Source organism: Streptomyces sp. VNUA24 (genome assembly GCF_029167005.1).
Lineage (GTDB): Bacteria > Actinomycetota > Actinomycetes > Streptomycetales > Streptomycetaceae > Streptomyces > Streptomyces scabiei.
Genome location: NZ_CP119143.1, coordinates 9,622,809 through 9,647,863, shown reverse-complemented (window position 1 = coordinate 9,647,863; position 25,055 = coordinate 9,622,809). Strand labels below are relative to the sequence as shown.

Annotated in this window: 22 protein-coding genes; 7 read left to right on the top strand and 15 right to left on the bottom strand. The window is 71.5% G+C overall.

What is annotated here, in order from left to right; translation table 11 throughout:
- Window positions 1–51: 51 nt before the first annotated feature.
- The 12 genes from PYR72_RS41500 to solA form a co-directional block, all read right to left on the bottom strand.
- Window positions 52–1,335 (bottom strand): FAD-binding oxidoreductase, encoded by a 1,284-nt coding sequence (locus PYR72_RS41500; protein WP_275460067.1) that lies wholly within the window; start codon window positions 1,333–1,335, stop codon window positions 52–54.
- 48 nt (window positions 1,336–1,383) lie between these two features.
- Window positions 1,384–2,049, bottom strand: a complete 666-nt coding sequence (locus PYR72_RS41495) for a haloacid dehalogenase type II (RefSeq protein ID WP_031484183.1) — start codon at window positions 2,047–2,049, stop codon at window positions 1,384–1,386.
- A 45-nt stretch (window positions 2,050–2,094) separates the two neighbouring features.
- The gene (locus PYR72_RS41490; RefSeq protein WP_275460066.1) at window positions 2,095–3,033 is read right to left on the bottom strand and encodes an aldo/keto reductase; all 939 of its coding nucleotides are present in this window, start codon (window positions 3,031–3,033) and stop codon (window positions 2,095–2,097) included.
- Entirely contained in the window at window positions 3,030–4,490 is a 1,461-nt protein-coding gene (locus PYR72_RS41485; protein ID WP_275460065.1) for an aldehyde dehydrogenase family protein, read from the bottom strand. The genes PYR72_RS41490 and PYR72_RS41485 overlap by 4 nt, the downstream gene beginning before the upstream one ends.
- Window positions 4,487–5,440 carry a M14 family metallopeptidase gene (locus tag PYR72_RS41480; RefSeq protein WP_275460064.1) on the bottom strand — a complete coding sequence of 318 codons (954 nt, stop codon included), beginning with the start codon at window positions 5,438–5,440 and terminating at the stop codon, window positions 4,487–4,489. The genes PYR72_RS41485 and PYR72_RS41480 overlap by 4 nt, the downstream gene beginning before the upstream one ends.
- Window positions 5,441–5,463: 23 nt before the next feature.
- Window positions 5,464–6,846, bottom strand: a complete 1,383-nt coding sequence (locus PYR72_RS41475) for an aminotransferase class III-fold pyridoxal phosphate-dependent enzyme (RefSeq protein WP_275460063.1) — start codon at window positions 6,844–6,846, stop codon at window positions 5,464–5,466.
- The gene (locus PYR72_RS41470; protein ID WP_275460062.1) at window positions 6,843–7,706 is read right to left on the bottom strand and encodes an ABC transporter permease; all 864 of its coding nucleotides are present in this window, start codon (window positions 7,704–7,706) and stop codon (window positions 6,843–6,845) included. The genes PYR72_RS41475 and PYR72_RS41470 overlap by 4 nt, the downstream gene beginning before the upstream one ends.
- On the bottom strand, window positions 7,706–8,605 hold the full coding sequence (locus PYR72_RS41465; RefSeq protein ID WP_275460061.1) for an ABC transporter permease: 900 nt from the start codon (window positions 8,603–8,605) through the stop codon (window positions 7,706–7,708). The genes PYR72_RS41470 and PYR72_RS41465 overlap by 1 nt, the downstream gene beginning before the upstream one ends.
- 3 nt (window positions 8,606–8,608) lie before the next feature.
- Entirely contained in the window at window positions 8,609–9,748 is a 1,140-nt protein-coding gene (locus tag PYR72_RS41460; protein WP_275460060.1) for an ABC transporter ATP-binding protein, read from the bottom strand.
- On the bottom strand, window positions 9,741–10,853 hold the full coding sequence (locus PYR72_RS41455) for an ABC transporter substrate-binding protein (protein ID WP_275460059.1): 1,113 nt from the start codon (window positions 10,851–10,853) through the stop codon (window positions 9,741–9,743). Before PYR72_RS41455 ends, PYR72_RS41460 begins: the two co-directional genes overlap by 8 nt.
- Window positions 10,854–10,935: 82 nt before the next feature.
- Window positions 10,936–11,997: a succinylglutamate desuccinylase/aspartoacylase family protein gene (locus PYR72_RS41450; RefSeq protein WP_275460058.1), complete on the bottom strand. Its 1,062-nt coding sequence runs from the start codon at window positions 11,995–11,997 to the stop codon at window positions 10,936–10,938.
- A gap of 2 nt (window positions 11,998–11,999) precedes the next feature.
- Window positions 12,000–13,247: an N-methyl-L-tryptophan oxidase gene (solA, locus tag PYR72_RS41445; RefSeq protein ID WP_275460057.1), complete on the bottom strand. Its 1,248-nt coding sequence runs from the start codon at window positions 13,245–13,247 to the stop codon at window positions 12,000–12,002.
- A 172-nt stretch (window positions 13,248–13,419) separates the two neighbouring features.
- Between solA and PYR72_RS41440 the strand changes: the two genes are divergently transcribed.
- Window positions 13,420–14,166 (top strand): IclR family transcriptional regulator, encoded by a 747-nt coding sequence (locus PYR72_RS41440; RefSeq protein ID WP_275460658.1) that lies wholly within the window; start codon window positions 13,420–13,422, stop codon window positions 14,164–14,166.
- A 132-nt stretch (window positions 14,167–14,298) separates the two neighbouring features.
- Window positions 14,299–15,042 (top strand): IclR family transcriptional regulator, encoded by a 744-nt coding sequence (locus tag PYR72_RS41435; protein ID WP_275460657.1) that lies wholly within the window; start codon window positions 14,299–14,301, stop codon window positions 15,040–15,042.
- A gap of 370 nt (window positions 15,043–15,412) precedes the next feature.
- Here the strand turns inward: PYR72_RS41435 and PYR72_RS41430 are convergent, their stop codons facing one another.
- The gene (locus tag PYR72_RS41430) at window positions 15,413–16,096 is read right to left on the bottom strand and encodes a haloacid dehalogenase type II (protein WP_275460056.1); all 684 of its coding nucleotides are present in this window, start codon (window positions 16,094–16,096) and stop codon (window positions 15,413–15,415) included.
- 300 nt (window positions 16,097–16,396) lie between these two features.
- Here PYR72_RS41430 and PYR72_RS41425 point away from each other — a divergent pair, with 300 nt between their 5' ends.
- The 4 genes from PYR72_RS41425 to PYR72_RS41410 all read left to right on the top strand — a co-directional run bounded on the left by PYR72_RS41425 (window position 16,397) and on the right by PYR72_RS41410 (window position 18,570).
- Window positions 16,397–16,816, top strand: coding sequence for an aminotransferase class III-fold pyridoxal phosphate-dependent enzyme (locus PYR72_RS41425; RefSeq protein ID WP_343245555.1), 420 nt, complete (start codon window positions 16,397–16,399; stop codon window positions 16,814–16,816).
- Window positions 16,759–17,490, top strand: coding sequence for an aminotransferase class III-fold pyridoxal phosphate-dependent enzyme (locus tag PYR72_RS41420; RefSeq protein ID WP_275460655.1), 732 nt, complete (start codon window positions 16,759–16,761; stop codon window positions 17,488–17,490). Before PYR72_RS41425 ends, PYR72_RS41420 begins: the two co-directional genes overlap by 58 nt.
- Window positions 17,491–17,706: 216 nt before the next feature.
- Window positions 17,707–18,330: a hypothetical protein gene (locus PYR72_RS41415; RefSeq protein ID WP_275460055.1), complete on the top strand. Its 624-nt coding sequence runs from the start codon at window positions 17,707–17,709 to the stop codon at window positions 18,328–18,330.
- Window positions 18,331–18,411: 81 nt separating this feature from the next.
- Window positions 18,412–18,570: a hypothetical protein gene (locus tag PYR72_RS41410; protein ID WP_275460054.1), complete on the top strand. Its 159-nt coding sequence runs from the start codon at window positions 18,412–18,414 to the stop codon at window positions 18,568–18,570.
- Window positions 18,571–18,597: 27 nt separating this feature from the next.
- Here PYR72_RS41410 and PYR72_RS41405 read toward each other — a convergent pair whose 3' ends face one another.
- Together PYR72_RS41405 and PYR72_RS41400 are read right to left on the bottom strand one after the other, a co-directional pair.
- Window positions 18,598–20,676, bottom strand: a complete 2,079-nt coding sequence (locus PYR72_RS41405; protein WP_275460053.1) for a SpoIIE family protein phosphatase — start codon at window positions 20,674–20,676, stop codon at window positions 18,598–18,600.
- 128 nt (window positions 20,677–20,804) lie between these two features.
- Window positions 20,805–23,486, bottom strand: coding sequence for a LuxR C-terminal-related transcriptional regulator (locus PYR72_RS41400; RefSeq protein WP_275460052.1), 2,682 nt, complete (start codon window positions 23,484–23,486; stop codon window positions 20,805–20,807).
- Window positions 23,487–23,762: 276 nt separating this feature from the next.
- Between PYR72_RS41400 and PYR72_RS41395 the strand changes: the two genes are divergently transcribed.
- A complete protein-coding gene (locus PYR72_RS41395) occupies window positions 23,763–24,896 on the top strand; it encodes a PP2C family protein-serine/threonine phosphatase (protein ID WP_275460051.1) in 1,134 nt (377 codons plus the stop codon).
- Window positions 24,897–25,055: the final 159 nt, after the last annotated feature.

Genomic DNA, 25,055 nt, shown 5'->3' with positions numbered 1-25,055 from the left:
TCGCTCTGCCGCGGTCAAGGCCCCCGCGACGTCATCGGCGGCGGCGCCCGGTCAGAGCAGGCGGTCCTTCGCCTTGTAGTAGGCGCCGCCGAACGGCAGGAACCAGGGAGTGCCGTTGTAGAAGGGGACGGGGACCTTCGGGAAGCCGAAGCCGCGCATCGGGTTGGCCTCGGGATTGCCGTCCATCATCTCGGCGACCGCGCGGCCCATGTACGTGGCCATCTGGACGCCGTGGCCGCAGTAACCCATGGAGTAGTACAGGCCGTTGACCTCGCCCGCGTGCGGGATGCGGTCCCAGGAGAAGCCGACCATGCCGCCCCACACATAGTCGATCCCCACCCCTGCCAGCTGCGGGAAGATCTCGGTCATCTCCCGCTTGAGGATGTCACCGCTCTTGACGTCGGAGGCCGGGTTGGAGGGGGCGAAGCGGGCCCGGCCGCCGAAGGCGAGGCGGTTGTCCGGCGTGAGACGGATGTAGTTGCCGACGTTCTTGTGGGCGACCAGCAGGCGGCCGTTGGGGATGAGCTCCTTGGCGCGCGCCTCCCCCAGCGGCTCGGTGACGATGATGAAGCTGCCGACGTTGATCAGCCGCTTGCGGAACCACGGCATCGACTGGTCGGTGTAGGCATCCGTCGCCGCCATGACCTGCTTGGCACGGATGGTGCCGTGCAGGGTCTCCACCACGAAGCCGCCGCCGGGGAGGCGGGTGAGGCCGGTGGCGGCGTTGCGCTCGTGGATCTCGGCGCCGGCACGCTCGGCGGCGTCCGCCAGGCCGACGACGAACTTGCCCACGTGCAGGGCCGCGCCGAGCGGGTCGAGCAGGGCGCCGTGGTAATGGTCCGAGCCCAGCTCGGCGCGCAGCTCGCTCTTGCTCAGGACGACCGTCTCGTGGCCGAAGTTCTCGGCCAGGTCGCGCTGCTTGGCGTGCATGCCCTCGAGGTGCTTGGGCTTGCAGACCAGGCCGAGGCGCCCGGCACGGTGGAAGTCGCAGTCGATCTTCTCCTTGACCGCGATCTCCTCGACGAGGTCCACGGCGACGCGGAACGCGTCGTAGAGCTCGCGCGCACGTTCCTGCCCGTAGCGCTGGCGGGCCTGGGCCGGACTGATGGTGATGCCGGGGTTGCAGTGGCTGCCGTTGCGCCCGGAGGCGCCCGAACCGACCTGGTCCTTCTCGACGAGGACGACCCGGGCACCCTTGCGGGCGGCGTGGTAGGCGGTGGACAGGCCGGTGAGGCCGCCGCCGATCACCACCACATCCGCCTCGTCGGGCAGGTCCTTCCCGGAACGGTCGGGCAGGGCGGGGGCTGTGTCCATCCAGTAGGGGATCTGCTTCATGGCGTGCGTCCTCTGTGTTCTCGGTCTGTTTCGCCGGTGTGCCGTCGGTCAGCAGCCGAGGAGCTTCGGCAGGCCCGACAGGTCGGGCAGCTCGTCGTAGGGCTGGTAGTCGGCGCTGCCCTTGCGGCCGTAGCGGTTGATCCACACACGGCGCTTCAGGCCGAGGTCACGGGTCGGGATGTGGTCGTACTCCCAGCCCTGGGCGACGTGGATGACCTGCGACGACTCGACACCCATGGTGCGGAAGGCGTGCTTGAAGGTCTGCCGGTCGGGCTTGTAGGCGCCGGCCTGCTGGGCGGTGATGACGTAGTCGAACTCGACGCCGATGTTCTCGACGTTCCGCGCGATCAGGTTGTCGTCGGAGTTGGAGATGATGGCGATCTCGTACTTCGTCTTCAGCTTCCGCAGGGCCTCCGGGACCTCCGGCCAGGGACCGAAGGTGGGGACGGCGTCCACGAGGGCCTCGCCGTCGGTCTCCCGGTACTCCAGGCCGTGCAGGCGCATGGCGTTGCGCAGGCTGGAGTGCAGGACCTCGTGGTAGGGGCGGTAGGCCTCCAGGACGGCCTGGAAGCGCATGACGCGGAAGTCGTCGAGGAACTCGTCGACGTCCAGGTTGTCCAGGTCCAGCCGGTCCTCCAGGACCTTCAGGGTCGTGGGGCCGAGCTCGAAGTTGATCAGGGTCGCGTAGGCGTCGAAGGTGACGATCTCTCGCATGATGTCCAGCCTCGGGGTCGCGGGTTTTCGGAAGGGGTGGGGCTTTCAGACGACGCGTTCGCCGGGGGCGACGATCGCGTCCAGCGCGGCCAGGTCGGCCGGGCTCGGTATCCAGTCGGCGGCCGCCGCGTTGGCGGTGACCTGTTCGGGGGTCATGGCTCCGCAGATGACGGAGCCGACGGCGGGCAGGGCCGCCAGTGCGCCGACCGCGACGCGGAGGAGGGTCAGGCCGCGGTCGGCGCCGTATCGGGTGAGCGCCTCGGTCCTGTCGAGGGCCGCGTCGGTGAGCCAGCCCTGTCGCGAGGACAGGCGGCTGCCGGGCGGGGGCTCCTCGCCACGGCGGTACTTCCCGCTCAGCAGGCCGTTGGCCAGCGGGTAGTACGGCAGCAGGCCGAGGCCGTGGCGCAGGCAGGCGGGGACCAGATCCTGTTCCGCGCCGCGGTCGAGCAGGTGGTAGCGCTCCTGGGTGGACACGAAGGCGTCCGTGATCTGCTCGGCCGGGAGGTTGGAGCAGCCGATGTACCGGATCTTGCCCTCGTCGACCAGTTCCCGGAGCGCGGCGACCGTCTCCTCCAGCGGTGTGACGCCGTCGGGTTCGTGGTACTGGTACAGGTCGATCCGGTCGGTGCCGAGCCGGCCGAGGGACGCCTCGACCGCGTACCGGATGTAGGGGCGGGCCCCGCGCGGACCGTAGAGGTCGGCTTCCCGGCTCATCTCCATGCCGAACTTGGTGGCCAGCACCACCTCGTCGCGGCGGCCCTTGAGCGCGGCCCCGAGGAGCCGCTCGCCGTCGCCCCGGATGCCGCCCCGATCACCCCACCCGCCGTACATGTCGGCGGTGTCGAACAGGGTGATCCCGGCGTCGAGGGCGGCGTGGACGACGGCCTTCGTGCCGTCCTCGTCGAGGCGGCTGCCGACGTTGTTGCCGCCCACGCCGACCACCGAGACGACGGGGCCGCGCTCGCCGAGCGTGCGGTATCTCATGACCGGTTCCCGAACCCGATGCAGACGTTCTTGGTCTGCAGGTAGCTCGCGAGTCCTTCGAGGCCCTTCTCCCGGCCCCAGCCGCTGTGCTTGTAGCCGCCGAAGGGGAGCTCGACGCCGGTGCCGACCCCGGTGGCGTTGACGTAGACCTGGCCGGCGCGGATGCCCTCGGCCAGACGCATCGCCTTGTCGATGTCGCGGGTCCACACGTAGGAGGCGAGGCCGTACGGGCTGTCGTTGGCGATCCGGAGGGCCTCGTCGACGGTGTCGAAGTCGATGACCGTGACGACGGGGCCGAAGATCTCCTCGCGGGCGCACCGGGCCTGGTTGTCCACTCCGGTCAGGACGGTCGGCTCGACGAAGTAGCCGTCCGCCAGGTCGGGGTCGGCGGGAGCGCCTCCGCCGGCCCGTGCCACGGCGCCCTCCGCCCGCGCCACCTCCAGGTAGTCGAGGACCCGGTCCCGCTGCCGTGCGGCGACGAGCGGGCCGACGTCCGGATCGGTCAGACCCGGGCCGAGGCGCAGGGAGGAGGCGTGCGCGACGAGCCTGTCCAGGAACTCCTCGGCGCCGCGCTGGACCAGCAGCCGGGTGCCGGCCGAGCAGGTCTGTCCGGCGTTGCCGAAGGCGGAGGCGGCGACGGCACCGAGGGCCGCGTCGAAGTCGGCGTCGGCGAAGACGACGACCGGGGACTTGCCGCCCAGTTCCGTCACGGAGGGCACCACGTTGGCGGCGGCGGCCTGCGCGACCTTGATGCCGGTCGGCACCGAGCCGGTGAAGGTCACCTGGTCGATGTCCGGGTGCCCGGCGAGGGCCGCGCCGGTGTCGCCGTCACCGGGGACCACGTTCAGCACGCCCGGCGGGAGACCGCACTCCAGGGCGATCCTGCCGATCTCCAGCGGGGTGAGCGGCGCCTCCGGAGAGGGCTTGAGCACCACCGTGCAGCCCGCGGCCAGCGCGGGGGCGGAGCCCCTCGCGGTGTTCTGCAGCGGGTAGTTGAACGGGATGATCTGACCGGAGACCCCGATCGGCTCCCGCACGGTGTAGTCGATCAGGCCGGGTCCGAGCGGCACGGTCGAGCCGCCGAGCTTGTCGGCGACGCCCGCGTAGAACTCGAAGTAGCGGGCCGCCGCCTCGACGTCGTTCCTCGCCTGGCGCAGCGGTTTGCCGACGTCCTGGCTCTCCAGCCGGGCCAGTCGCTCGCCCTGGAGGCGGATGGCCTCCGCGATCCGGTAGAGGATCCGGCCGCGGTCGGCGGCACGCATCCCGGCCCACTCGGGTGCCGTGAAGGCGGCGCGCGCCGCTGCCACCGCGGCGTCCACGTCGGCCTTGCCGGCCAGCGCGACCCGGGCGATCGCCGTGCCGTTCGACGGGTCGAGGACGGTGAAGGTGCGGCCGTCGGCGGCGGGGACCTGCTTGCCGTCGATCAGCAGCTCGGTCGACTGCGGTGCGTCGCTCATGGCCGGATCTCTCCCAGCACCTCGCCGAAGATGACGACCTCGTCGCCGGGGCGGACCGTACGGATGCGGCGCACCCAGAGCACGATGCCTTCCTGCGGCGCGCGGACCTCTTCCAGCGGGGTGCCGTAGTGGTCGGTGATGGTGGCGATCAGGTCGCCTTCCTTGCAGGTCTCCCCCGGCTCGGCGTGCGCGACGAAGAAGCCGCCGGCGGCGGACCGGGCGAAGGTGCCGGAGACGGTCGTGTAGGTCTCCCGCAGCACCGCCTCGCCCTCGATGATCCCGAGCCGGCGCAGGATGTTCCGGATCGAGTTCATGTGGTGCTCGACGTTGGTCTCGCGGTACGTGGCGCCGCCGCACTCGATGGTGATGGCGGGCTTGCCCGCTTCGAGGACGGGGTGGCGGACCGTGCCGCCCCACTTGCCGCCCTTCCAGACCAGCTCGTGCCCGGCGGCGAGTGCGATGTCCGTCGCCAGCTCCTCGTAGCCGCCCTGGAGGATGACCAGCGGGGCGATCTCGCCGTAGGCGCCACCGGTGTGCAGGTCGACCACGGCGTCGACGGCGGGGACCACCTGCTCGACGAAGGTCGCGGCCAGGCGCTGGGAGTAGGAGCCCTCCGCGTCGCCCGGGAAGATCCGGTTCAGGTTGAGGTGGTCGATGCCGCTCGCGCGGGCAGCCGCCTCGAAGGCCGGGGTGTTCAGGCAGGGAATGCCCACGACCGTGCCGCGCAGGGTGGCCGGGTCGAGCTCGGCGAGGACGCGGCGAACGGCTTCCTGGCCGTCGTACTCGTCGCCGTGCACGCCCGCGTCGACACACAGGACGGGGCCGTCCTCGACGCCGTTGACGACGATCAGCGGGATGCCGAGCTCCACGCCGTAGCTGCTGGTGCCGACCGGGATCAGGCCCTGGGCGCGTTCGCCGGGGGCGACGGTCAGCGGACCGATGGAGTACATGTGGTTCCTTCCCAAAACGTGCGTCAGATACGGGACGAGGCCTCGGCGAGGACGCCCGCGATGATCGCGGCGATACGGTCGAGGACCGCGCGGTCGCTGATCAGCGGGGGCGCGATCTGGACCAGCGGCGCGGCTCGGTCGTAGACGCGGGCCAGCAGGCCGGCCTCGCGCAGTCGGCGCGGGATGAGGTCGGTGATCAGTTCGGCGCGGGCCCTGTCGCCGAAGCCTCCGCCGTCGAGGTCGCCGACGAGTTCGCAGGAGTAGAAGAACCCGGTGCCGCGGACGTCGCCGACGATCGGCAGGTCCTTGAGGGCCGCCATGCGGGTGGCGAGGTCGCCCTGGAGATCGCGGACGTTGTCCAGGATCCGGTCCCGTTCCATGATCTCCAGGTTGCGCAGGGCGATGGCCGTGCTCAGCGGGTGCCCGGCGAAGGTGTAACCGTGGTTGAGGACGGCGCCGGGCCGGTTGATGACCTCGGTGATCCTGGTGCCGACCAGGGTCGCGCCGAGCGGGGCGTATCCCGAGGTGATGCCCTTGGCGACGGTGACCATGTCCGGGCGGGCGCCGTAGCGGTCCCCGCCGAACCACTCGCCGATCCGGCCGAAGGCGGTGATCACCTCGTCGGCGACGAGCAGGAAGCCGTACCGGTCGGCGAGCGCCCGCAGCCCCTGCCAGTAGCCCCGGGGCGGAGTGATGCAGCCGCCCCGGTTCTGCACGGGTTCCGCGATGAGCATCGCGACCGTCTCCGGGCCCTCGGCCAGGAGCGTGGCCTCCAGCTCGGCGAGCAGCCAGGCCGTGTACACCTCGTCGTCCGCGAACTCCGGTGCGAGGCCGAAGCGGTTGGTGTTCGACACGAACCGGGTGTCGATCGCCGGCGGGCCGTAGGGCTGTGTCAGACCGGGTTCGTCGGTGAACGACAGGGTGCCGACGGTCAGCCCGTGGTAGGCGCCGCGCCGGGCGATCGCCTTCACCCGTCCCGGCTCCCCGCGCAGGGCGTGGTACCGGCGGGCGATCTTCCAGGCGGTCTCGACCGCTTCGGCGCCACCGCTCGAGAAGAAGGTGTGCTCGATGTCGACGGGGGCGATCCGCGACAGGCGCTCGGCCAGCTCGATCGCCGTGGGGTGCGCGGAGCCGGTCCACAGAGGGCTGTAGCACAGTTCGCGCAGTTGCCGTTCGGCGGCCTCGGCGAACTCGGGGCCGTAGGAGTAGCCGAGTTGGCAGCAGTACAGCCCCGACAGACCGTCGATGTAGCGCCTGCCGTCGGCGTCGTCGACGTACGGGCCCTCCCCTCGCCGGACGACGAGGAGGTCTTCGCCCTCGTGGCCGAGCGATCCGTTGGCCGTCATGTTCAGCAGCAGGTGCCGCTGAGCGGTGGCCGCGGTCGTCCGAGCGGCGGCGGTGGTCATACGGCTTCGCCTCCGGGGTTGGCGACGCCGACGGTGTTCTCGACGGAGAGGAGGGAGTCCTGTCGCCCCGAGCCGAGCCAGCGGACCAGGGCGACCAGGCCGAGGGCGAGGACGGCGAAGGCGATGAGGATGGCGCTGACGGCGGTGACGCTGGGGTCGATCTCGAAGGTGAGGGAGTTGTAGACCTGCACCGGGAGGGTGACGGTGTCGACGGAGGACAGGAACTGGGAGATGTAGAACTCGTCGAAGCTGGTGATGAAGGAGAAGATCGCCGCCGCGATCATGCCCGGCGCGGCGAGGGGGAAGGTGATCTTCCGGGCGATGGTGAGCCGGCCGGCGCCCATGCTGGCGGCGGCGTCCTCCAGGCGTTCGTCGATCCCGCGCAGGGTCGCGATCAGGATCAGGACCGCGATGGGTGAGGCGAGCACGGTGTGGCCGAGCGCGATCGCGATCGGGCTGCCCAGCATCGCGGCCGGCTCGAAGAGGAGGAACAGTCCGAGCGCGGTGACGATCTGCGGGATCAGCAGAGGTCCGAGGACCAGGGCGAACACCGCCGAGCGCAGCGGGAGTTCGCTGCGGACCAGCGCGGTCGCCGCGGTCACCCCGATGACGAGGGAGAACACGGTGCTCAGAGCGGCGACCAGGGCACTGAGGGAGAGTGCGGCGGGCCATTTGCTGCCGTCGGCGAACAGGGCCTTGTACCAGTTCAGCGTCCACGTCTGGGGCGGGAAGGCGGCGAAGGCGTTGTTGCTGAAGGAGGTGACGAGGATGACGACGATCGGCAGCGCGAGGAACAGCAGGATCAGCGTGGCGACGGCGGTCAGGGCGATGCGTCCGGTGAGGGTCTTGCGCAGTTCCATCAGGACCCACTCCCCTTCCTTCTACGGCTGGCGCCCAGGGACGTCACGGCCTTGACCAGCAGCAGACCGGCCAGGGTGAGGACCAGCAGGATCACGCCCTGTGCGGCGGCCCCGTTCCACTGGTTCTCCTTGGTGACCTGCTGGTTGATGAGCGTGGCGATCATCGTCTGGTTCGGGCCGCCCATCAGGGCCGGGGTGATGTAGTAGCCCAGCGACAGGATGAAGCTGAGCAGTCCGGCACTGGCCAGACCCGGCGCGACCAGCGGCAGATACACCCTGCGGAAGATGGTGACCTTGCCGGCGCCCATGCTGGCGGCGGCCGCCAGCAGACGCCGGTCCACCCCACGCATCACCCCGTACAGGAGGAGCACGGTGTAGGGGAGCATCATCGAGGTGGTACCGATGACCACACCCAGCTCGTTGTAGAGGAGCTGGAAGGGTGCGCCGGGGACGGAGACGGCGGTGAGGGTCTCGTTCACCAGGCCCTTGTCGCCGAGCATGATGATCCAGCCGTAGGTGCGTACCAGGGCGGACACGAAGTGTGGGACGACCACGACCAGCATCGCCAGACCCGCGAAGAGGGGCTTGAGCCGAGAGATCGCCTGCGCCAGCACGAACCCGAACACCAGGCTGAGCACGGCCGTTTCGGCTGAGATCCGCAGCGTGGTGAACAGCACCGACAGGTTCACACCCGTCAGAGCGTCGGCGTACCAGTGCAGGGTGAACGAGCCGTCCGCGTCCTTCAGACTCAGCAACAGCGTGCTGAAGATCGGGTACACGAACAGCACCAGCAGGTAGATCACGACCGGCAGCGCGTACAGAATCCCGACTCGGGTCTTGCGTGAGGCGAGGAGTTTGCGCGGGCGGGCGGGAGCCCCCGCGGTCAGGGTGGCTGCCATGGCTCACCCCGCCTGTTCTGTGGGGAAGAGGTTGATGTCCTCAGGGTCGGCGGTGATCCCGACCCGCTCACCGGCGACGGGGCCGCGGCCGGCGGGGACTTCCAGGCGCAGCAAAGGCGCCTCGCCACCGTCGATGCGCACACCCGCGCGGACCAGGGTGCCGACGTAGGTGGCCATCTCGACGGTTCCGGTACAGAAGCCGTCGTCGGCGGCCGAGGCCCGCAGCCGGCCCGGCTGCACAGCCACCTTCACCTGTGTGCCGGAGGACAGTTGGTGGCGGCGGGCCTTGAGCAGTCCGCCGCTGTTGTCGAGGCGGACCAGGGTGTGTTCGTCGGTGTGCTGTTCGATGCGGCCGGGCAGGAAGTTGGCCGCACCCAGGAAATCCGCCACGAACGGCGTCTTGGGCCGCTCGAAGAGTTCCCGGGGGGTGTCGAACTGCTCGATCAGACCGTTGCGCATCACCGCGATCCGGTCCGACATGACCAGCGCCTCCTCCTGATCATGCGTCACATAGATGACGGTCAGGCCGAGTTCCTGCTGGATGGACTTGATCTCCACCTGGAGCTGGTCGCGGAGCTTCTTGTCCAACGCGCCGAGCGGCTCGTCCATGAGGATGACCGGAGGGCGGTAGACCAGCGCCCGGCACAACGCCACACGCTGCTGCTGACCACCCGACAGCTCACGCGGCTTACGGCCACCGAACCCGGACAGACCCGCGATCTCCAGGGTCTCCCCCACCCGCCGACGGATCTCGTCCTTGCCGACTCCGCGCAGGGTGAGCGGGAAGGCGATGTTCTCGCTGACGGTCATGTGCGGGAAGAGCAGGTACTGCTGGAAGACGAACCCCAGACCACGCTTCTGCGGCGCGAGCCGGGTGACGTCCCGGCCGCCGACGGTGATGGTGCCGGAGTCGGGTTCACAGAACCCGGCGATCATCATCAGCGTCGTGGTCTTGCCCGACCCGGAGGAGCCGAGGAAGGTGACGAACTCCCCCGCGGCGATCTCCATCGACGCCTCGTCGACGGCGACGACGCCGCCGTAGGTCTTGCGCAGAGCCACCACCGACAGTGCTTTGCCGGTCGCGGCGGCCGGCTTGACGCCGGCCGCCTTCACCGACGGTGCGGCCACACCGAATTCAGCCACGAGCCCACTCCAGCCAGCGCTTGGTGACGGCCGCTTCGTTCTTCAGCCACCAGTTGACGTCCGTGTCGAAGCCCTTGTCGTAGTACTTGGGCGCACCGGCGAGTGCGTTGCGCTCGTCCTCGGTGAGCCTCTCGTAGGCCAGCGGGGACGACGGGTTCGACGGGAACGCCTTCGCGAGGTTGGCCTGGCTCTCCGCCCGCAGCGAGAAGTCCATGAGCTGGTAGGCGTTGTCCGTGTTGGCCGCACCCTTGGCGATGGCGTAGCCCTGGAACTGGCGGCGCATCCCGTTGAGCTGACGGGTGACCGGGACGCCCTGCTTCTCCAGGTCGGCGATCCGGCCGTCCCAGACGGTGGACATGGTGACCTCCTGGCGGCTGAGGAGCACGCCGGGGAGCGGGCCGCTGTCCCAGAACTTCTTGATGTCGCCCCGCAGCCGGGTCAGTGCCTTGAAGGCACGGTCGACGTCCAGCGGGTACAGCTTGTCCGCCGGGACGCCGTCGGCCAGCAGCGCGAACTCCAGCTCCGGCAGGTCACCGTCCGGGCTGCACATCGAACGGCCGCCCTTGAACGCCTTGGTGTCCCAGAAGTCCGCCCACGACTCCGGCTTCTTCCCTCCGAAGGCATCGGTGCGGTAGGCGATGCACTGGCCGTAGAAGCTGTTGCCGACGGCGTGCTCGGTGACCTGGGCCTCGGGGATCTTCGCGCTCTGCACGCTCTTGACCCGGTCGAGGTCCAGCGCCTCCAGGGCGTCCTGCTTCACGTACTTCAGATGCGACATCATCGAGTTGTTGATCAGGTCGCACTGCGGGCGGCCCTGCTTGATCTGCGCCAGCAGCGGGGCGTCGTCCAGGTTCAGCACCTTGACCTGGATGCCGGTCTCCTGCGTGAACGGCGTGTAGATCGCCTTCTGCAGCGCGGCCCCGTAGGAACCGCCGCTGTCACGGACGACCACCGTCTTGGAACCCTTGCCACCGCCACCGCTGCCGCCGGCCGTCCGGCTGGTACCTGTACCGCAGGCGGAGAGAGCGCTCGCGGCTGCGACACCCGCCGTGACTCCGCCTATGCCTCGCAGGAACAGTCTGCGGTCTATCCGGGCATCTTTCATGGTGTGCCTCCTGGTGGTGCCGGCCGCGGGAGGTGAGCGGCCGAGGGACGTGGGAAAAGGGCGAGGGGGGTGAGAGGGGGGTCTAGGGGCGGGAATCCGTCTCGTCGGATCCGGCGCCGAGGCCGGGGGCTCGGAGCGAGGTGGGGCCCGTGGCCAGGGCGGGGTCCCAGGGGACGGCCAGGGCGGCGAGTTCCTTGCCGGGGGCGACGGTGAGGCCGTGCATGCCGTAGAAGATCCGTCCGTCGGCCGGTGCGTGGACCGCGTGTTCCGTGCCGTCGACCGGGTCGACGATGCGGCCGAGGAGGGCGCCTTCGGTGACTTCGCCGATGATGTCGGCGTCGAAGGAGAACTCCGGGTACCACAGGCCGGTGGCCTCGGCGGTGACGCCGCCGGACCAGACCCATTCCCGGGTCGGTGCCGGGGCGGAGTGGTCCTGGTCGAGAACGCCGAGGTGACGCAGTGCCGTCAGCAGGCCGTCGACGCGGCGCAGGGCGGTGGCCTCGTCCCTCCGGCCCAGTTCGCCGACCTCGACCAGGACGGCGGAGATGCCCCGGCGGGCGGCGGCGGCGTGACTGTTGCCGCCCTCGGGGGTCAGGCCGAGGATGACGTCCTCGATGCCGAAGGAGCCCGCCAGTGCGGCCGTGGCCTTGTCGAGGTCCGGGTCGCCGGTGAGGCGGTAGCCGACGAAGTCCCGCAGGACCTGGTCGATGCCGCCGCAGTGCAGGTCGATGTAGACGTCGGCGCCGTCGACGAGGTGGGTGAAGAGCCAGGCGGCCAGGCGTTCGGTGGGGCCGCCGTCCGGGTCGCCGGGGAAGACGCGGTTGATGTTGACGCCGTCGACGGGGGAGATGTTGAGCCGGCCCTGGTACACGGCGGGAGGGTTGGCGACCGGGCAGATGATCACCTGTCCGTGCACCTCGCGGGCGTCCAGCCTGTCGGCCAGGCGTACGACGGCGTCGATGGGCGTGAACTCGCCGCCGTGGACGCCGGCGGTGATGACGACCCGGGGGCCGGGGCGGGAGCCGTTGACCAGGGTCAGCGGAATGTCGGTGGTGAGGGTGCCGAGGTCCGCCCGGAGGGTGCCGCGCGCCTTGGTGCCGGGCGCGGCGTGCAGGGAGCCGACGGAGAGGATGGTGTCGCTCATGGTCATGCCTCCGTGCGGCCGACGGTGGAGAGGAAGTCGATGGGCTGCGGCGAGGTGCCGTCCAGCGCCAGGTCGGCGGCGATGTCACCGAAGGCGGGCGAGAGCTTGAAGCCGTGGCCGGAGAATCCCGCGAGCAGGACGACGTTCTCGGCGCCGGGCAGCGGACCGACCAGCGGGCGGCTGCTCTCGGTGTAGCCCTCCATGTAGACGGCGAGGCGGGTCGGGTCCGGGTGCAGGTCCGGCGCATAGCGCGCGACGAGCTCGGAGAAGATCTCCAGCTCTTCCGGACGCACCGTGCGCTCCAGCTGGTTGGGGTCGTCGGTCAGCCGGTGCAGGACGCGGTTCAGGCCGAGCTTGACGGAGACGCCGTCCGGGGAGGGCAGGCCGTACCAGTGGGTGGGGGCGGTGCGGATGAAGGCCGGGCGCTCCTCGCCGAACCATGCCTCGGGGGTGGTGGGCACGAACCAGGCACTGACCAGGCGCCGGACCTCCACCTCCCACGGCAGGTCCGGGAGCAGGTCGTTCACCCAGGGGCCCGGGGTGACGACCGCGGTGTCGAACCGCTCGCTGCCCGCGTCGGTACGGACCTCCACGCCACCTGCGACGGGAACCACCTCGCGGACGGTGGTGTAGCGGTGGATCACGGCGCCCAGCTCCTCCGCGCGGCGGGCGGCGGTCTGGATGGTCAGTTCGGGGCGGATGAAGCCGGCGCGGCGGTCGAGGACGGCCGCGTCGCCGTCCTCGAGCCGGTACTGCGGGAAGCGCTTGGCGAGTGCCTCGGCGTCCAGCACCTCGTGGTCGAGGTCGTGCTCCGCGATGGACTCCAGGACGGTGGCCATCTGGTGGTGCGCGGTCCGCCCCATCAGCAGGCACCCGGTCAGGCGCCGCAGCTCGCGGCCGGTCTCCCCCTGGAGCTGCTCCCACAGCGCGTCGGCGTGCTTGAGGAGCGGGACGTACCGGGAGTCCTCGAAGTGGGCGCTGCGGAAGATCCGGGTCTCGCCGCCCGCCGCACCGCGGTCGTGGCCGGGGGCGTAGCGGTCGTAGCCGACGACCTCCGCGCCGCGTGCCGCCAGCCGCCAGGCGGCCTGGCTGCCCATCGTTCCGACGCCGATGACGGCGACACGCTTCCTGGCAGCTGACACGGGGGTTTCCTTTCGTTTCACCGGGGCGCATGCTGAGCTCCGGTGCGAGGCTGTTCGATTCGAGTGGTTTTGGGCGGGGGCGGAGTCCTCGGGGCCCGCAGCGCGCATCCGTCCGGTTCTCGGGGGTGCTCCGGCTCTCTCGGAAAGTTCTTCCTCAAGCCGTGCCACATTGTGGAACGCTGTGCTAGAATCTGGCACAGACAATGACAGTGGCACGGAGGGGAGTCAAGGGGTTGTTCACGGAAAATTCAGAGGACCAACAGGGGGAAATCGGATGGAAATGAAGAGCGTCACCAGGTCGCTGCGCATCCTGGAGGCGGTCGCCCAGCATCAGCCCGTCACCGTGGGCGAGTTGACGAAACTGTTCGGCCTTCCGAAGTCGACGGTGCAGCGCACCCTGGTCACCCTGAACGAGGCCGGCTGGCTGCGCGCCAACCGCAAGGACACCACCCGCTGGGAGATCGGCGCCCGCGTCCTCGCCGTACGCCCCGCCGCCCTCCAGGGCTCCAGCCTGTTCGCCGCCGCGCGCGACCCCATGGTGAGCCTGCGGGACGCGGTGAACGAGACCATCCACCTCTCGGTCCCCGACGGGCTGCACGGCATGGTCGTCGTCGACCGCGTCGACTGCGCGCAGGCGGTACGCACCTTCCACACGATCGGCGACACCTCACCCCTGCACGCCACCGCGGTCGGGCGGGCCGTCCTGGCCCACCTTCCCGGCCGGGACGTGGAGGAGGTCATCACCGCGGGCCTGGAGCGCTTCAGCGACACGACGCCGGCCGACGCCGACGAACTGCGCGCCGAACTGGCCCGGATCCGCACCCATGGGTACGCGGTCAATCGCAACCAGTTCCGTCCCGGCGTCTGCGCCGTCGCCGCCCCCGTGCTGGACGAGGACGGCACGCCGCTGGCCGCCGTGGCCGTCTCCATGCCCGAGTCCCGGTACGACGCGGACCGCCTGCCCGAGTGGGGCCGCCTCGTCGCCGACACGACCGCGGAGATCTCGCGCCGCCGCCTGGGCGCCTGAGCGCACGGCGGCCACACCGGAGCCGCCATCGAGGGTGGGTCTCGCACCGACACGCGAGGCCCACCCTCGACGCATACCCTGACCCTGTCGTGCCACATTGTGGAATGGCATGCTATGATGCGGCACATGGAGATGAAGAGTGTCACCAGGTCGCTGCGCATCCTGGAGGCGGTCGCCCGGCATCAGCCCGTCACCGTGGGCGAGTTGACCAGGCTCTTCGGGCTGCCCAAGTCGACCGTGCAGCGCACCCTGGTCACCCTGAACGAGGCCGGCTGGCTGCGCGCCAACCGCAAGGACACCACCCGCTGGGAGATCGGCGCCCGCGTTCTCGCCGTACGCCCCGCCGCCCTCCAGGGCTCCAGCCTGTTCGCCGCCGCGCGGGAGCCGATGCTCCGGCTCCGGGACGCGCTCAACGAGACCATCCACCTGGCGGTGCCCGACGCACTGCACGGCATGGTCGTGGTGGACCGCGTCGACTGCGACCACGCCGTACGGACCTTCCACGCCATCGGCGCCACCTCACCGCTGCACGCGACGGCCGCCGGGCACACGGTCCTCGCCCACCTGCCCAAGTCCGAGGTCGACGAGTTCACGGCCCGCACCCTGAAGGGGTACGGCGAGGAGACGATCACCGATCCCCTGGAGCTGCGCGCCGAGCTGGAGCGCGTCAGGGAACGGGGATACGCCGTCAACCACAACCAGTACGTCCCGGGTGTCTGCGCCATCGCCGCGCCGGTGCTGGACGCCGCCGGCGCAGCGCTGGCCGCCGTGGCGATCTCCCTGCCGGACTCCCGCTTCGAGCCCGGCAGGCTCCCCGACCTGGGCCGGCTGGTGACGGCCACGGCCGCGGAGATCACCGTCCGCCACCTGCGCTGAGCGCACGGGCGACGGGTCGCCGCCACCCCGTCGGCACGGCGAGGTACTGGTACTGGTCCTCGTATTCCAGGAACTCGTCGATCCCGATCCGACTGCCCTCGCGGCCCGGCCCGGACTGCTTGACCCCGCCGAAGGGTGCGGCAGGGCGTGGCCCGGCGAAGGTGCGGCGACAGTGCGGTCATGTTCGTCTCCCGGGCCTCGGTACTCCGTCTGCTGCGGTCTCCCGAGCATCCCGGCGGACGAGGACCGCACCAACGCGCGATCTGTCCGGCACGGACGCCACATCCGGACAATGTGTCAGCCCCGTGCCCGCCACCGGCCAGGTCATGAGGACCACCAGCTCCGCCTGTCCGGGCAGGGGTCTGCGGCCTCAGCAGCCGAGCAGGGCCGGCAGGCCGGACAGGTCGGGCAGCTCGTCGAAGGGCTGGTAGTCGGCGCTGCCGCGGGCTCCGGCGGAGCCGTTGTGGCCGTAGCGGTTGATCCACACGCGGCGGGCGAGGCCGAGGTCGCGGGTGGGGATGAGGTCGTACTCCCAGCCCTGGGCGACGTGGATGACCTGGGCGGGGTCGATGTCCATGGCCTGGAAGGCGTACGCGAAGGTCTGGCGGGACGGCTTGTACGCCTTGGCCTGCTGGGCGGTGACGACATGGTCGAACTCGACGCCGATGTGGGCCAGGTTCCGGGCGATGAGGTCGTCGTCCGTGTTGGAGATGACGGCGATCTCGTACCGGGACTTCAGCGCCCGCAGGGCGGCGGGGACCTCGGGGTGGGGGCCGAAGGTGGGCACGGCCGCGACCAGGGCCTCGCCGTCGGACTGCCGGTACTCCAGGCCGTGCAAACGCATCGCCGTCTCCAGGCCGGCGGGCAGCACCTCACGGAAGGGGCGGTATGCCTCCAGGACGGCGTGGAACCGCATGATGCGGAAGTCGTCGAGGAACTCGTCGACGTTCAGACGGTCCAGGTCCAGCCGGTCGGCCAGGATCTTCAGGGTGGTGGGGCCGAGCTGGAAGTCGACCAGGGTGCCGTAGGCATCGAAGGTGACGATCTGACGCATGGTGTTCAACCTCTTTCCGGGCATGGCTGACGCCCCGTTCACCGGGAGTCACGGTCTCGTCGAGTACGGCCGGGTCTGCCCCGTAGGGGTTCGGAAGGCTGCTGCGGCGTGGGCGGCGACCTGTTGGGGGCATAGGGCTCAAGGGGGCGCCGAGCGCGATGAGCCCTTCTCCGACCCGAGGTGATGCGTCAGTGAAACACCGCGGAGAATCCGGCAACAAGGGACGCGAGGCCGCGACATCGGCCCCGCATTTTGTCAGGCTGTCCGCACCCCGATGAACCTAGTGCGGGGGCGGTACGTGTGGTTCCACGACGAGGACGGCCTTGCCTTCTGGACTCGCTGAACAACGTCACCCATGTCGGCCATGCCGAGCCGCGCGTGACGGCCGCCGCCACCCGGCAGCTGCGCAAGCTCAACACCAACAGCCGTTTCGTGTACCCGCAGATCGCCGGTTATGTGCAGAAGCTGGTAGCCACACTGTCCGACCCGCTCGACGTCGTCTTCCTCGTGTGCACCGGCAGCGAGGCGAACGACCTGGCGCTGCGGATCGCCCGCCAGGTGACAGGTCGACAGCACTCGTCATCCCGGACCGCTACCGCAGCACCTACGGCTACGACGACACGGACGCAGGCGCCAAGTACGCGCGCGACGCCGCGGCTGTCATCGAGCGGATCACGGCCGACGGCCGGCCCCCGGCCGCCTTCATCGCCGAGTCCCTGATGGGATCGGGTGGCAACATCGTCTTCCCCGACGGCTACCTCGACGGCGTGTTCACCGCCGCCGGGCGGGCGGGCGCCCTGTGCATCTCCGACGAGGTCCAGGTCGGCGTCGGACGACTCGGGCCCTGGTGGGGGTTCGAACTGCAGGGAGTGGTCCCGGACATCGTCACGATGGGCAAGCCGCTCGGGAACGGGCATCCCCTCGCGGCGGTGGTCACGACCCGGGAGATCGCCGACGCGTTCGACACGGGCATGAAGTACTTCAACACCTTCGGCGGCAACCCCGTCTCCTGCGCGATCGGCGAGGCCGTGCTCGACATCGTCGAACACGACGGACTGAGGCAGAACGCCGTGCGCGTGGGCGGGTACTTCGCCCAGTCGCTGCGCCAGCTCCAGCAGAGCCGGCCGCTCATCGGTGACGTGCGGGCGGAGGGGCTCTACCTCGGCGTCGAACTGGTCCGCGACCGCACCACCAAGACGCCGGCCACCGAGCAGGCCTTCATGGTCACCGAACTCATGAAGGAGCGCGGCGTCATCGTCTTCCCCAATGGCGTGCACGACAACGTACTGAAGATCAAACCCCCCATGACCTTCCGCCGCGAGCACGTGGACCTCTACGTCGACGTGCTGGACGAGGTGCTGTCCCTGCCCGAGCTGCGCTCGGCCGTTCAGTAGCCTCCGGGCCGGCCCGGGCGCAGCATCCCAGGCACGCATGTACGTACAGGTCAGAAGGGCTGGGATGGTTCCAGGGTGCTCCATGGGCCCCTGGCTGTTGCGGTCGGCCGTCGTGACCGTCGATGCTCTTGGTGTCGCACCGACCGGGGACCGGACCGACCAACCGGACCGCGTCGGGGCAGCCCTGTCCACCCACTCGTCCACGGGGGAACACCCATGTCCATGCGCATCCGAACCAGCGCCCTCACCGCACTCGCCGTCACCGCCCTCGCGGCGGGCTCCCTCCTGACGGCGCCGGCCGCGGGCGCCGCGACGAAGGCCGCCGCGCCGAAGTTCCTGTCGGCGTCCGAGCTGCCGCCGCACCCCACGTCGTCCTGGACCGCCGGGCCGGTCACCGAGGGGTTCCCGGAGGCACTCGGCCTCTGTGTGAGCACGGAGGGCGTGCTCGACTACGACTACCGGCACCGCACGTTCCGCACCGACCTGGACACCAACGCCGTGCAGTTGACGGTCGTGACGGGCACCGCCGGCCAGGCCAAGGCCCTGGCCAAGCACTACGACGACCTGATCCGCACCTGCGCCGACCGTCTGGAGGAGTCCTCGCCCGACATCGACGCCGAGGGCCGGGACTTCGGCACGCTGCCGGTCGAGGAGGGTGCCCATGTCCGCGGCGTGAACACCGAGACGTCCTCGGGCTCCACGGACGTCGCCCTGCTGTCGGTCGGCCGGGACGGCAGGACCGTCACGGTCGTCCAGTGGAGCCAGATGGGCGACTTCGGGGACGCTCCCGTGACCGCCTTCAAGAAGACCACCACCACGGCCGTCAACAAGCTGTACTGACCGGGCGGCCACCGGACACGGGTGCAGGCCGAGCCACCCCGGGGAGGGCGCCCCGGTCACCTCGCCCACGTACAGGGTGAGGTGCTGCCTGAAGCGCTCGACGAGGGAGCCGCCGCACTCGACCGCGCCATGGCCACGCACGTCTCCCACCTGCGCACCCATGTCTCCGGCCTGCTCTCGGCGGAGGACCGCCGTCACCTGGAACGCACCCTGCGCACGCTCCGCGACGCACAGGGGTGAGAACCGGGAGCGCCGGTGGCGGATGCCTCAGTCCGGTGGGCCGGTGCGCCGGGCGAGGAGGAGGGCCACGTCGTCGTCCGGTTGGCGGTTCAGGGTGTCGAGCACGAGGTCGCAGGTCTCTTCGAGGGGGAGGCGGGTGCCCAGCACACGGAGCAGGGCGTTCAGCCCGGTGTCGAGGGGCTCCGTGTGGCTCTCGACGAGACCGTCGGTGAACAGGGCGAGCAGTGCCCCCTCCGGCAGCTCCCGCCGGTCCGCGGTGAACGGCACGCCCCCCACTCCGAGGGGCACGCCGGCGGCGGTGTCCAGGAAGACGGCCGTCCCGCCCGGGTCCACCAGGACCGGCGGGAGGTGGCCGGCGCGGGAGACCTCGCACCGGCCGTGCCGGGGGTCGCAGACGACGTACAGGCACGTGGCCAGCGTGTCGGAGTCGCCGAGCGAGGCGGCGATGCCGTCGAGGTGGGACAGCAGCTCCGCCGGAGGCAGGTCGAGCCGGGCGAGGGCGCGGGTGGCGGTGCGCAGCTGCCCCATGACCGCGGCGGCGTGCACACCCTTGCCCATGACGTCACCGACGACGAGGCCGACCTTGCCGTCCCTGAGCGGCAGCACGTCGAACCAGTCCCCGCCCACCTCGCTGACCGCGGGCAGATAGCGCGAGGCCACCTCCATGCCGGCGGGGCGCGGCGGCTCCTGGGGCAGGATGCTGCGCTGCAGGGTGAGCGCGGTGGCGCGTTCGCGTCCGTACAGCCGGGCGTTGTCGATGCAGATGGCGGCGCGGGCGGCCAGTTCGGTGGCGAGGGTGAGGTCCTGGTCGTCGAACGGCCGCTCGTCGACCGTCCGGTACAGGCTGAGCGTGCCCAGCACCTCGCCCCGGGCCACCAGCGGGGCGGCCAGATAGGAGTGGACGCCCGCCCGGCGCAGCCGCTCGGCGGCCGCGTCGTCCCGGGCGATACGCCGCAGCGCCTCGGCGTCGACCCGCCGCAGGAGAAGGGGCCGTGCCTCCCGTACGCACTGGGTGATCACCCGGGACGCGGTGTACGACGCCGGCTCGCCGACCGGGTCCGCCGCCTCCGCCGCATCGCCGGCACGGCTCGCCTTCAGGGCCAGCGCGTGGAAGGCAAGGGGGTCGTCCGGCCGTACCGTGCCCGTGCCACCGGTGCCGTGGCCGACGACGGAGTCGAGTACGTCGACGGCGGCGAGGTCGGCCAGCTGCGGAACGGTCACGTCCGTGAGTTCCTGTGCCGTCCGGCGCAGGTCCAGCGTGGTCCCGATACGAGCGCCCGCGTCGGCGATCACCGCCAGGCGTTCCCTCGCCTGCGCGACCTCGGCGGCCGCCCGCTGCCGCTCGGAGATGTCGAGGATCGCCATCGCCAGGCCCAGCACGCGTCCGTTCGGGTCCTCCAGCCGGTGGTAGGACTCCGAGTAGGCGTGGTCCTCGTCGTCCGCGGCGGTCCGGCCGATCGTCTGCTGGTCCAGCAGCGGCTCACCGGTGTCGAGGACCCGCCGCATCCGTGTCTCGATGGCCTGGACGTCGAGCGCCGGCAGCACCTCGGCGACCCGTCGGCCCAGCACGGCCTCCTCGGGAACACCGTTGATGCGCTCCAGCGCCGGGTTGACCCGCAACCACCGCAGGTCGGGGTCGAACACCGCGATGCCCACCGGTGACTGGTTGATCAGGATGTGGGAGAGCGCCAGGTCGCGCTCCACGTTCCGTACGGTCTCGGCGTCGATGCCGAGGCCCAGGGCGTGGATGTCGCCGCGCGTGTCGCGCAGCTGCATGGTGCGGAACTCCACGCGGCGCGTCCACCCGCCCTTGTGACGCATCGGGAAGACGCCCGCCCAGCGTGCCCCGGTGCGTACGCGCCGGAACAGCTCGCGGGCCCGTGCCCGGTTCTCCGGGGCCACCAGCAGCACGCCGGCGTCGCTGCCCAGGGCCTCGGTCGCGGAGTAGCCGAGCAGCGACTCGGCCTCCGGGCTCCACAGCACGATCCGGCCGTCGCTGCCCAGGACCAGGGCGGCGACCTTGAGCAGATCGAGCAGCCCGCCGGGCGCGGCGGTGACCTCGTCCGCCTGCCGGCCGCTCCCGGCCCGGGTCTCTCGCTCAGGCATACCGGACGCTCCTTCCGGCGGCAGCGCAGGATGGGGCCTTCGCCTGTTCCGCCGGGCCACGTGTCAGTCATACCTCTGCCCGTGGGGCACCGCACGCCATGGTCCGGCGGCGGGCGGTGTCGACGGGGTCACAGCAGGTGGAGTTCGCGGGCGCGGCGTACGGCGTCGTTGCGGCGGTTGACCGCCAGTTTCCGGAAGACGCTCTTGAGGTGCGTCTTGACGGTGTTCACCGACACGCACAGGTCGGCGGCGATCTCCTCGGTGGACATCATCCGGTCCAGCCCCCGCAGCACGTCACGCTCGCGCCCGCTCAGGTCCTCCACGACCGGTGGCCGCTCCTCGGGGCCGGGCGTCCCGGTGTGCGGCGCGGACCCGGGGGTGAGCCAGCCTGCCGCGAGGCCCCGCAGCGGTGCGGTGTCGAGGACGGGCCGGAGCCATCCGCCGGCCTCGGCGAAGGGACGGCGCAGCCGCTCGCGCCGGGCCTCGTGGAGGGCCTGGGCGACCAGCCGGCGCACCGCGACCGTGTCCCCGACCGCGTGCGCGGCCTCCGCGCGGACCAGCAGGGCCCGCACGGTCACCGCGGGGCCCGTGCGGGTCTCGGCCGGCACCCCGTCCAGCACGTCGAGAGCGGCGCGGGGCGTGCCCGCGGCCAGCCGGGCGCGCGCCTCTCCCACCGCGCAGACCGGCTGGTGGCCGGGCACGTCGTGCAGCAGTGCGGCGGCCTCCTCGGGCCGGCCCCGGGCGAGGTGGGCGGCGGAGGCGACCAGGGCCGTGTGCCCCCGCGCCCAGGGGGAGGCCACGTCGGCGGTGACGGCCGGTTCTGCCGCCGCCAGGGCGCCCCGGGTGTCGCCGCGCGCGAGCAGCAGACGGCCGGTGGCGATGGCCCGGCCGGCCTCCGTCACCGGGTCCCGCAGGGGGGAACGGTCGTCCGCGACCGCGTCGAGATGGGCGCGGGCCAGCCGCAGCTCGTCCCGGTCGACGGCGACGGCGGCCAGGACCAGATGGGCGATGCCGTAGGCGGAGGGCTGCGGCAGGCTGTACCGCTCGGAGAGGGTCAGCGCCGCGTTGGCCCGGCGTTCGGCCCTGCCGGGCCAGCCGTTCAGATAGTCGATGAGGGCCAGCAGCCCGAGGCAGTCCTCGCGCGGCAGTGCCGTCGACGCGTCCCCGGAACCGTCGGCGACGAGGGACAGCGCGGCCCGCGCCTCCTCGAAGCGCCCGGCCCACAGACGGGTCGACCCCAGGTGGGTCAGGAGCAGGGCGGTGAGTTCGGGGTGCGCGTCCAGCAGGTGGGCCGGGACCTGCTCCCGCAGCCGCTCGGCCGTCCCGGCCACCAGCTCCGCCCGGCCCGGCGAGCCGGTCAGCCGGGCCGCCAGCGCCTCCAGCAGCAGACAGCTCAGCCGGGCCGCCGCCGGGCCGGGCTCGTCCCCCGCCCGGTCCTCGTCCTGTGCCAGATCCCGCTCCGCGTGCCGCAGATGGCTCAGGCCCCGGTCGAGTTCGCACCGGGACAGCTCACGGGCCGCCCGTACGAGGTGGGCGGCCGGGCTCCGCGCCTCGGGGCCCATACGGGAGAACAGCGCGGCCAGGTCGTCGGAGCGCAGCCCCGTGAAGAGCTGACCGAGGGCGAGGTCGTCGACGAGGGCGCCGGCGGTGAAATCCCAGTCGCCCGCGGCGGCCCCGTGCCCGAGCGCCTCGTCAAGCAGCCCCGAGCGGCGGAGCCACTCGGCGGCCCGCCGGTGGAGCACGGGTTCCAGACCGGGCAGGCGCATCCGCAGATGGGCCCGGAGGATCTCCCCGAAGAGCGGGTGGAGGCGGTACCAGGAGTGCCCGAGGTCCTCCACGAACGCGTTGCCGCGGTGCAGCTCCGCCAGGATCCCGGCGGCGTCACCGCGTTCCGTCAGCGCGTCCGCGAGTTCGGGGCGGATCCGTTCCAGGACGCTGACCCGCAGGAGGAGATCCTGCGTCTCGGGCGGCTGCCGTTCGAGGACCTCGGCGAGCAGGAAGTCGGCGACGGCGGTGCGCTCGACCTCGAACCGCTTCAGATACGTCTCCGGGTCCGGGTTCTCCCGGGCGGCCAGCGCGCACAGCCGCAGACCGGCCGCCCACCCCCGGGTGCGCTCCACCAGTGCCTCCGCGACCGGTACGGGGAGCCGCAGGCCGTGCAGGCCCAGCAGGACGGACGCCTCCTCGGGCGTGAAGGCCAGATCGGCGTTCCTGATCTCCGTGAGGTCACCGGCCGTCCGGTGGCGGTGCAGCGGCAGCAGCGGTTCGGTGCGGGTGACGAGGACCAGGCGCAGGCCGCCCGCCGCGTGATGGAGGACGAACTCCAGCTGGTCCGCGATCTCGGGGTCGGTCACCCGGTCGAACTCGTCGAGCACCAGGATCGCGGGCCGCTCCCGGGCGCCCAGCTCCGCGGCCAGCCGCGTCAGCAGCGTCCGGTCGGCCCGGCCCGCGTCGGCCGGGCAGCCGATCTCGGGCGACAGGGGGACGCCGGCGGAGCGGAGCGTCTGCAGGACGTACGCCCAGAACATGCCGGGGCCCTGGTCGCCGGCCTCGGTGGTGAGCCAGGCGACCGGCGGCTCCTGCCGTGCGGCCCAGTCGGCGACCAGCAGGGTCTTGCCGGCGCCGGCGGCACCGTTGACCACGGTCAGCGGTGTGGTCAGGGCCCGGTCGAGGCGGTCGACCAGTCGGGCCCGCCTGAGGAAGGTGCCGGGCCGGGCCGGTACGGCGAACCGGGTCCGCAGGTAGGGGTCACCCCGGGGGTCGGCGCACGGAAGCAGGCGCCCCGAACCGCTCTCCCCGGACCCTGCCATGGTTTCCACCACCACCTGGCCGTCAGCATGTGGACAGCGCTCCACGTCCAGCAACAGCATCCCAGTGTTCCTCCGCGCCCGCGCGCCGCGGGCGCCCGAGGGCCCATGGCGTACGCCCCCGAGCGGGATCCGGGAGGTGCCCCGCCGCCGGTCCGCCCGGGCAGGTGGGCAGGCGGCCCCCGCGGGCCCTGCCGGGCCGGATCGGCGGGGCGCCTCCCCCGTGCGACCCGGCCCGGCTTACCGTACGGGGAGATCACGATCTGCCCGGGAGTCCCCATGGCCGGTAGCCGCCGGAAGAGGTCCGCCGAGGCCGTCGATGCCTTCGAGGCCATCGAGCCGCCCCGCAACGCCGAACTCGTCCTCGGCGTCCTGGCCGTGACGGCCCTGGTGGAGGCCCTCGGTGTGCTGTCCGGGTCCGAGGTGTGGCTGCTCGGACTGCTGGTGTTCCTGCCGGGAACGGCGTCGGCGCTGTGCACGGTACGGCAGACGGCGTTCGTCGCCGCGTGGACCACTCTCGTCGTCACCACCACGGCCGTGGTGCGCAACGTCGACGCGGACCGCTGGCTCGACCGTCTCCTGCTGGTGCTGCTCACCCTCACCCTGGGCGCCGCGTCCGTGTACGCCTGTCACCGGCGGATCGGACGCGAGGCGGAGATGTTCCGGCTGCGCTCCACGGCCGCGGCCATGCAGCGGCACATCCTGCACCCCCTCCCCCTGCTCACCGAGGACGTCCTGGTCAACGGCGTGTACGAGCCCCTGCAGGAGGACCGTCTCGTCGGCGGCGACATCTACGACGTCGTCGCCTCGCCGTGGGGGACGCGGGTGCTGATCGGTGACGTCCAGGGCAAGGGCCTGGCCGCCGTGGGCGCCGCGTTCGCCGTCATCGGCACCTTCCGTGAGGCGGCCCACCGCGAACCCACGCTCACCGCGCTCGCCGACGCCCTCGACGCGGCCGTGGTCCGCCACAACTCCTACGCCGAGAACACCGGCGACGACGAACGCTTCGTCACCGCTCTCGTCATCGGCATCGACGGGCTGACGGAGGAGGCCCAGGCGGTCAACTGCGGGCACGTCCCCCCGCACGTGATGCACGAGGGGAGGGTGACCACGGCCGAGCTGGACTCCGGTGTCCCGCTCGGGCTGGCCGAACTGGCGGTCGAGCCCACCACCGTGGGCTGGTTCCCGTTCCCGGACGGCGCGACGCTGCTGCTCAGCACCGACGGCCTCACCGAGACCCGCGCCGCCGACGGCACGTTCTACCCGGTCGACGAACGCCTCGCGGAGCACCTCGACCTCTCCCCCACCGACCTGCCCCGGGCCCTGTACGAGGACGCGCGGGCGTACGCGGGCAGCGGCGGCCGGCACGACGACGTCGCCGTCCTCACGGTCCGCCGGTCCCCGCGCCACTGAACGCGCACCTACACGCACTGAACGAGTACCGAAAAGGGTTTCCGCAGCGCGCGACGGACGGGAACGGACCCGCGCACACCGTGCACCGCTCGTCGACCGCTCGGTCCCCGAACTCCGTTCCCTCCCGGCTCTCTTGACACGTCAACAGCGCGCTCCTAC